The organism is Pseudomonas sp. GM84 (genome assembly GCF_000282535.1).
Classification (GTDB): domain Bacteria; phylum Pseudomonadota; class Gammaproteobacteria; order Pseudomonadales; family Pseudomonadaceae; genus Aquipseudomonas.
Genome location: NZ_AKJC01000218.1, coordinates 1 through 8406, shown reverse-complemented (window position 1 = coordinate 8406; position 8406 = coordinate 1). Strand labels below are relative to the sequence as shown.

Genomic DNA, 8406 nt, shown 5'->3' with positions numbered 1-8406 from the left:
TGCCGGCGATGGGCTGCAAAGCAGCCCCCAAAAGACTTCAGATAATGCGCACTTTCAGGGCGCGGCCCTTGATCTTGCCGCTGTTGAGCCGCTGCATGGCCTGCTTGGCCAGCGCCCGCTCCACGGCCACAAAGGCCTGGAAGTCGAAGATGGCGATCTTGCCCACCTGCTTGCCAGGAATGCCGGCATCACCGGTCAGCGCACCCAGAATGTCACCCGGACGCAGCTTGTCCTTGCGCCCAGCGGCAATGCACAGGGTGGTCATCACCGGCAGCAGCGGCTCGCCACCCTTGTTCTTCAGACCGTCCAGCTGATCCCAGCGCAGCGGGCTCTTCTGCAGCGCCTCGATGGCCTGGGCGCGATGGCCTTCGGCCGGTGCCACCAGGCTGACAGCGATGCCTTTCTCGCCAGCGCGACCGGTACGGCCGACACGGTGCACGTGAATTTCCGCATCACGCGCCAGTTCGACGTTGATGACCATGTCCAGGCCATCGATATCCAGGCCACGAGCGGCCACGTCGGTGGCCACCAGCACCGAACTGCTGCGGTTGGCGAACATGGTCAGCACCTGGTCGCGGTCACGTTGCTCCAGGTCGCCATGCAAGGACTGGGCGACGATGCCCTTGGCAGTCAGGTGAGCAACCACGTCCTCGCACTGCTGCTTGGTGAAGCAGAACGCCACGCAGGACTGCGGGCGGTAGTGGCCGAGCACACGGGTGACGGCCTCCAGGCGCTGCTGTGGGTCGATCTCGATGAAGCGCTGCTCGATCTGGTTGTCCGTGTGCAGGCTTTCGACCTTGACCTGCTGCGGCTTGCGCATGAAGTCGGCGGCCAGTTGCTCGATACCGGCCGGGTAGGTGGCCGAGAACAGCAGGGTCTGGCGGCGCGACGGGGTCTTGCCGATGATGCTGGCGATGGCGTCGAAGAAGCCCATGTCGAGCATGCGATCCGCTTCGTCCAGCACCAGGGTGTTGAGCCCGTCGAGCACCAGGGTGCCCTTGTCCAGGTGCTGCTGGATGCGGCCCGGGGTGCCGACGATGATGTGCGCACCGTGCTCCAGCGAGGCGATCTGCGGGCCCAGCGAAACGCCGCCGCAGAGGGTCAGGATCTTGATGTTGTCCTCGGCGCGGGCCAGGCGGCGCAACTCCTTGGCCACCTGGTCGGCGAGCTCGCGGGTCGGGCACAGCACCAGGGCCTGGCAACCGAAGTAGCGCGGGTTGATCGGGTTGAGCAGGCCGATGCCGAAGGCGGCGGTCTTGCCGCTGCCGGTCTTGGCCTGGGCGATCAGGTCCTGGCCTCTGAGGATGACCGGCAGGCTCTGGGCCTGGATCGGCGTCATCGAGGCATAGCCGAGGGCGTCCAGGTTGGCCAGCATGGCGGCGGACAGCGGCAAGGTAGCAAAGGCGGTGGAATCGGTGGTCACGAGGCGGGCCTGCGGTGCGAAGCGAAAAATGCCGCACAGTCTACCAGCCCCGTGGCCATTCGCCCTACGATTCCACGTGCTGTTCCGGACGACGGGCACGCCTTCCGTCCGTCGGTGCCAGTTGCAGGAAGATCGCGGCGGCCAGCATGGCCATGATGCCGATGGTCACGAAGGTCAGCTGGAAGGCTTCCAAGGTGGTTTCCACGCCGTCAGCACTGCCGGCTGCGGTGAAACCGCCAAGCAAGGCGCCAGCGCAGGCTACGCCCAGGCTCAGCGAGAGCTGCGCGACTACCGACAGCAAGCTGTTGCCGCTGCTGGCGGCGGCATCGTCGAGGTCGATCAGGGTCACCGTGTTCATGGCCGTGAACTGCATCGAGTTGACCGCGCCGAGCAGGCCCAGCTGGACCAGCAGCAGGACATACGGCGTCTGCTCGTCGACCAGCCCGAGGCTGGCCAGCAGCAGGCCCAGCAACAGGGTGTTGCCGGTGAGCACGATGCGGTAGCCAAGGCGTTCGATCAGCGGCCTGGCGACGGACTTGGCAAGCATCGCCGCCGCCGCCAGCGGGATCATGCTCATGCCGGCCTGTGCCGGTGAGTAGCCCAGCGCCACCTGCAGCAGCAACGGCACCAGGAAGGGCAGGGCGCCACTGCCCAGGCGCGCGAACAGGTTGCCGAGAATGCCGATGGCGAAGGTGCGCACGCGGAACAGGCTGGGCGAGAACAGCGGCTCCGGGTCGCGCCCGGCGCGCAGCCAGTAGGCGGCCAGGCAGGCCATGCCGGCGAACAGCAAGAGCATCACCCGCAAGTGCGGCAAGTGCAGTTCGCCCAGGCCTTCCATGGCGATGGTGATCAGCACCATGGCTGCGCCGAACAGGATGAAGCCCGGGCCGTCGAAGGTGGTGCGCTCGGCGCCGCGCAGGTCGGGGATGAACTTCCACACCGCATAGCAACCCACGGCGCCCACCGGCAGGTTGAGCAGGAAGATCCAGTGCCAGCTGAGGATTTCCACCAGCCAGCCGCCCAGGGTCGGGCCGAGCAGCGGGCCGAGCAGGCCGGGGATGGTGATGAAGCTCATGATCCGCACCAGCTCGGTACGGGGGTAGGCGCGCAGCACCACCAGGCGCCCGACCGGCAGCATCAGTGCGCCGCCCAGGCCTTGCACGACGCGGGCGAAGATCAGGAAGCCGAGGCTGTAGGCCATGGCGCACAGCAGCGAGCCGAAGCTGAACAACAGGATGGCGCTGAAGAAGATGCGCTTGGTGCCGAAGCGGTCGGCGATCCAGCCCGAGGCGGGAATCAGCAGGGCCACGGTGAGCATGTAGGCGATGATCACGCCCTGCATGCGCAGCGGGTCTTCTTCCAGGGAACGGGCCATGGCCGGCAGGGCGGTGTTGAGGATGGTGCCGTCCAGGGACTGCATGAAGAATGCGATCGCCACTACCCAGGGGATCCAGCGGGCGGTGGTGGGGTCCAGCGGGGTGCGTTCTGGCATGGCTTCCTCTTCCGTCTGTCCCGGCCTCATCGCCGGCAAGCCGGCTCCCACACGTTCCGCTTCGCCGCGGACACTGTGGGAGCCGGCTTGCCGGCGATGAGGCCCGAATGGCCAATCACAAAGTCAGGGTCAGCCCTTTGACCAGCGCCCCCGGCAAATGACTCGACCCGGTGCTGCGCTGCCCATAGGTACTGGTCGACAAGATCATCTCGCGCTCGCGCGTCAGGTCTTCCAGCTGGTCGCCCAGCAGGCTGTACAAGCTGTCATCGAAGCGCATGGTGCTGACCGGCCCCTGAATCTCCCCGTTCTCCACCCAGAAGGTGGCAAAGCGGGTAAGCCCGGTCATGCGCGCCGCTGGCAGGTCCGAATAGTTCAAGTACCACAGGTTGCTGATGTACAGCCCGGTGCCAAGCCGTTCGAGAATCTGCTCGCTGGCCAGTTCGCCCGGGGCCAGGCTCAGCGCGCAGGGTGACTCGTAGCTGTCGGCGCCATTGGCCAGCAGCTCGAACTCCACCGCACTGCGGGCGCTGACCAACCTGTCCACGGCTTGCCCCTGGCGGATCAAGGCCACATCCAGGCGCGGTGAGCCCTCATCGGAAAACGCCGGGCTCAACGAGCCGCTGACCTGCTCGCTGAAACTGACCTGCGGGCTCAGCTGCGCATCGCCGCTGTACAGCCGCTGCAGGGCGCTGTTGCCGGTGGCCAGGGCCTGGGCGGAGAAACCGCCCCAGCACAGCATGCCGGCGATTTCGTCCATGGCGGCAGGTGCCAGGTAAGCGCGGTAGCTCCCAGGCTTGAGGGTGATTGCCGGGCGGCCGAGGAAGCCCAGTTGTTCACGGGCCAGACGCAGGCGTGCGATGAAATCGTCGTCGCTCCACAGCTGGCCGGCATAGTTGGCCTTCACGGCCTGGCCATTGTCGTGGAACAGGCTCCAGTCGAAGTTGAAGCTGTTGGCCTGATGCCAGCCAAAGGCGCCAAAGGAGCTGGCGAAGCCCCGGCTGATCGGGCCGGCGGCATAGATCCCGACCAGATCCAGGTCACCCGCTTCGCGGTCGAGCAGTGCCAGGACGTCGCTTAGCTCCGGCAGCGCTTGCGCTTGCAGGCTGTGGCTGTGCCAGGCGTTTTCGTCCAGGCGCAGGTAGGGGTCCTTGGCCAGCAACGGCAGGATCTGGCGCAGTTGCGCCAAGGCATCGTTCAGGCGCTGACGGTCCAGTTGCGCATCGTCGCTCAGGGTCACCTGATGTTCTGCCTGACGCCCGTCGCGGATCAGCCGCAGGTGTGCGCTGGCCTGGCTGACTGCGCCGGCCTGGCGCACCTTGGCGTGGTTGAAGCGCACGAACTGCGACTGTTCGGCGCTGTAGCCGAGGGTGAACTGTTCGCCGGGTTGCAGGGCATCACGCAGGGCGCTGACCAGGCCTTCGAAGCGTTGCTGTGGTGTGGCGCTCATCAGGCGTCACCCCCGAATACGTCGATCTGGCGGAACACGCAGGCCGGCGAGGCGTGGCCGACCCGAACCACCTGGTTGGGTTCGCCCTTGCCGCAGTTGGGTGTGCCCAGTACCTGGAAGGTGCTGCGGTCGCCGACCGCCGCCAGGTTGCCCCAGAACTGCGCGGAGATGCCGCGGTAGTTGGGGTTCTTGACGATGCCCTTGAGCTCGCCGTTTTCGATCAACTGGCCCCATTCGCAGCCGAACTGGAACTTGTTGCGCGCATCGTCGATGGACCAGGAGCGGTTGGTGCGCATCAGGATGCCGTGCTCGATGCCTTCGATCAGTTGCTGCAGCGTCTGATCGCCCGGCTCGATGTTGAGGTTGGCCATGCGGTCGATCGGCGCGCGGTTCCAGCCACAGGCGCGACTGTTGGCCACGCCGTCGAGGCCGGAGCGGAATTGCGACAGCGCGCCGCCCAGCGGGCGCAGCAACAGGCCGTCGCGGATCAGGAACTGCTTGCTGGCCTGGCTGCCGTCGTCGTCATGGCTGTAGCTGGCCAGTTCTTCGCCGATGGTCGGGTCGAAGGTGACGTTGAGCAGTTTCGAGCCGTACTGCAGGTGACCGAAATCGCTGGTTTTGACGAAGCTGGTGCCGGCGTAGTTGCGCTCGTCGCCGAGAATGCGGTCCATCTCCAGCGGGTGGCCGATGGACTCATGGATCTGCAGCATCATCTGGTCGGGCATCAGCAACAGGTCGCGCGGGCCGCTCGGGGTGTTGGGGGCCTGCAGCAGTTGCAAGGCTTCGTCGGCAACGCGGCTGGCGGCGCCGAGCAGGCCGCAGCGCTCGACGATTTCGAAGCCACCCTGCTGGCCGAAGTTGTCCCGGCCCAGGCTGCGGCTCTGGCTGTCCTGGCCGTCGCTGGCGGTCACGCCCAGGCCCGGGAACAGGAAGCGCTGGGCATGACGCAGCTCGGCGCCGGCGGAGTTCAGGTAGGTCTGCTCGACCAGGCTCATGCTCAGGCTGGCCTGCCAATCGACCAGGCGGCTGTCCTTGGGCACGCTGGCCGATTCGGCGGCGAGCAGGCCCAGGCAGTCGGCGAGGCTTGGCAGCGGCTGGTCGAAGTTGGGCGAGACATGGTCATGACGCGCACTGGGCACCGGTTGCTCGCGCAGGTCGAGCAGGCTCTGCCCGGCGATTTGCCGGGCCAGTGATTCGGCGTGTTCCAGGGCGCGCTGCAGGCCCTGCTGGGACAGGTCGGCGGTGGCGGCATAGGCCTCCACGCCATTGACCCGCACGGTCAGCATGGCGCCTTCGTCCTGGCTGAAGCAAGGCGGCTCGGCGACGTTGCGCCGTACCGAAAGCGACTGGTGCGACTGTTTTACATGACGCAGGGAAAACAACTCGGCCGTGCTGCGCAGCGCGGCAAAGCGCTGGCGCAGCAGGGCGCTGGAATCGAACATGTGGAAGCCTCCGTTTACACGGTGGCTCCCCCTAGAACCACCCCTCTTGCATGGCGAGGCAAGTGTCGTCGCGTGCCTCGAGCAATGCCAGCTCATTATGGCAGCCAGGTACTTCCCAGGTCAGGAAATAACGGGCGGCCTGCAATTTGCCCAGGTAGAAGTCGCGGTCCGCGGCATTGCCCTTGAGCAGGCCGAGTTCGGCGTGGATCGCCTGTTCCAGCCAACGCCAGCCGACGACGCAGTGGCCGAAGGCCTTGAGGTACAGGGCGGAGTTGGCCAGGGTGCCGGCGATTCTGCCTTGCGCCAGGTCGCCAAGCAGGGCCAGGGTTACGCCTTGCAGGCGATTGACCAGTTGCTCCAGGGGCTGGCGCAGGGGGTCGAGGTTCGGATGGTGGCTGGCGCGCTCGCCGGTGCTGGCGATCAGCCGGATCAGCTGCTTGAGGCCGGCACCGTTGTTCTGCGCCAGTTTGCGACCGAGCAGGTCGAGCGACTGGATGCCTTCGGTGCCCTCGTGGATCGGGTTCAGGCGGTTGTCGCGGTAGTACTGCTCGACCGGGTATTCGCGGGTGTAGCCGTGGCCGCCGAGGATCTGGATTGCCAGTTCGTTGGCCTTGAGGCAGAACGTCGAGGGCCAGGACTTGACGATCGGGGTCAGCAGGTCGAGCAGCTCCTTGGCCTGTTTGCGTGCGCTTTCGTCGGCGGCTGTGTGGGTGTCGTCGAACAGACGGGCAGCGTACAGGCCCAGGTCGAACGCACCTTCGACGTAGGCCTTTTGTGCCAGCAGCATGCGCTTCACGTCGGTGTGGTTGATGATCGGCACGGCCGGGCTGAGGGGGTCCTTGCTGTCCGGCAGGCGGCCCTGCGGGCGTTGCCGGGCGTATTCCAGTGAATACAGGTAGCCGGCGTAACCGAGCATCACCGCGCCCATGCCGACGCCGATGCGTGCCTCGTTCATCATCTGGAACATGCAGGCCAGGCCCTGGTGTGGCTGGCCCACCAGATAGCCGACGCACTGGCCGTTGTCGCCGAAGTTCAGCGCGGTGGAGGTGGTGCCGCGCCAGCCCATCTTGTGGAACAGGCCGGCCAGCAGCACATCGTTGCGCGGGCCACGGCTGCCGTCCTGGTTGACCAGGTACTTGGGCACGATGAACAGCGAAATGCCTTTTACCCCGGCGGGGGCATCCGGCAGCTTGGCCAGGACCATGTGCACGATGTTTTCCGACAGTTCGTGGTCGCCGCCGGAAATGAAGATCTTGTTGCCCTTGAGCCGGTAGCTGCCGTCGCCGGCGGGTTCGGCGCGGGTACGGATGTCGGCGAGCGACGAGCCTGCGTGGGGTTCGGTGAGGGCCATGGTGCCGTAGTAGCGGCCTTCGATCATCGGCTGCAGGAACAGGCGTTTCTGTTCTTCGCTGCCGAAGCTTTCGACCAGGTTGGCTGCGCCCATGGTCAGGAACGGGTAGGCCGTGGTGCCGGCGTTGGCGGCCTGGAAGTGGGCGAAGCAGGCTTGCGAGACCAGGCTGGGCAGCTGCATGCCGCCGACTTCGAAGTCGCGGTTGGCGTTGAGGAAACCGGCTTCGAGGAAGGCGTCGACGGCGGGTTTGACCTCGGGAATCAGCTCGGCGCGGCCGTCGACGTAGCGCGGCTCGTTTTCGTCGGCCTTGCGGTTGTGCGGGGCGAAGTACTTCTCGGCGATGGTGCGGGCGGTGGTCAGCGCGGCGTCGAAGGTTTCGCGGCTGTGCTCGGCGAAGCGCGGGCGCTCGGTCAGGGCTTCAACGTCGAGGACTTCGTAGAGTTCGAAGGCGAGGTTGCGGGGGCTGAGCAGAGTCTCGGGCATGGGGGCGGTCCTTTGCGGGGTTGGACCGAGTCTAGGGTTTGAACGGGGAGGGCAGAAGGTTAATTGGTGTGGGTGATATGGGTTTAGAAGGTGGGGTGGCGGGGATGGAGTTGGCGAAAGTGTAAGTTGTTGCGATTTGTGTGCAAATTGTAGGAATTTCCCGCTTTCTTGTAGTCCATTTCCCAAACATACTCTTAGCCCTTCCAAGCCATTGCGATGTGCTGGGTGGCGCTCTAGTCTCGGGCGGTCGTTGCGCATCAACGACCGGCTTTGACAGGCCGCTCTGAACGAACCGCATGGCTTTGCCTTTATGGTGGCTGTGTGTGGGGCACCTCGTGTGCGCCGGTTTTTGGTTCTGTTCACCGGTCTGTCAACCCATACACAGCTGCCACCTTCTTGTTTGACAGCACGCGGTGGTGGTCCTAGTTCATGAACAGGACAATTACTATGCTTAAGATCGTTCCCGATCCACCTCACAACTTCCATTCCCTCGAAGACACCATCATCCAGGCTACGGAGTACGCCCAGTGCGCACACACCGTGGTGCATCAGGCCTTGTTGCTGCAGCCCAAATCTCCGGCATCGATCCTGATGATGGCCTCCATGCATGAACTCGAAACGCTGCGGGTGTTGCTAGAGACGGCGTTGATCCAGGCGCAGATGCCGGCGGAGCCGCGGGTGCTGCACTAGGCCGCGAGCCATGCGTTGTCTGGTCTGGCCCTTTCGCGGGACAAGCCCGCTCCCACAGGTAAGATCGGAAGAGCGTCG

At 65.4% G+C, this 8406-nt stretch carries 6 protein-coding genes; 1 reads left to right on the top strand and 5 read right to left on the bottom strand.

The features are described 5' to 3' along the window. Nucleotides 1-37 precede the first annotated feature (37 nt). The 5 genes from dbpA to PMI38_RS17860 form a co-directional block, all read right to left on the bottom strand. A complete protein-coding gene (gene dbpA / locus PMI38_RS17880) occupies nt 38-1375 on the bottom strand; it encodes an ATP-dependent RNA helicase DbpA (protein ID WP_238540201.1) in 1338 nt (445 codons plus the stop codon). A gap of 112 nt (nt 1376-1487) precedes the next feature. Next, nucleotides 1488-2915, bottom strand: a complete 1428-nt coding sequence (gene mdtD / locus PMI38_RS17875; RefSeq protein WP_008096760.1) for a multidrug transporter subunit MdtD — start codon at nt 2913-2915, stop codon at nt 1488-1490. A gap of 115 nt (nt 2916-3030) precedes the next feature. Then, nucleotides 3031-4362, bottom strand: a complete 1332-nt coding sequence (locus tag PMI38_RS17870; protein ID WP_008096758.1) for a TldD/PmbA family protein — start codon at nt 4360-4362, stop codon at nt 3031-3033. After that, entirely contained in the window at nt 4362-5804 is a 1443-nt protein-coding gene (locus PMI38_RS17865) for a TldD/PmbA family protein (protein ID WP_008096756.1), read from the bottom strand. Before PMI38_RS17865 ends, PMI38_RS17870 begins: the two co-directional genes overlap by 1 nt. A 31-nt stretch (nt 5805-5835) precedes the next feature. Then, a complete protein-coding gene (locus PMI38_RS17860) occupies nt 5836-7638 on the bottom strand; it encodes an acyl-CoA dehydrogenase (RefSeq protein WP_008096753.1) in 1803 nt (600 codons plus the stop codon). A gap of 447 nt (nt 7639-8085) precedes the next feature. Here PMI38_RS17860 and PMI38_RS17855 point away from each other — a divergent pair, with 447 nt between their 5' ends. Beyond that, a complete protein-coding gene (locus tag PMI38_RS17855) occupies nt 8086-8328 on the top strand; it encodes a hypothetical protein (RefSeq protein ID WP_008096752.1) in 243 nt (80 codons plus the stop codon). Nucleotides 8329-8406 lie beyond the last annotated feature (78 nt).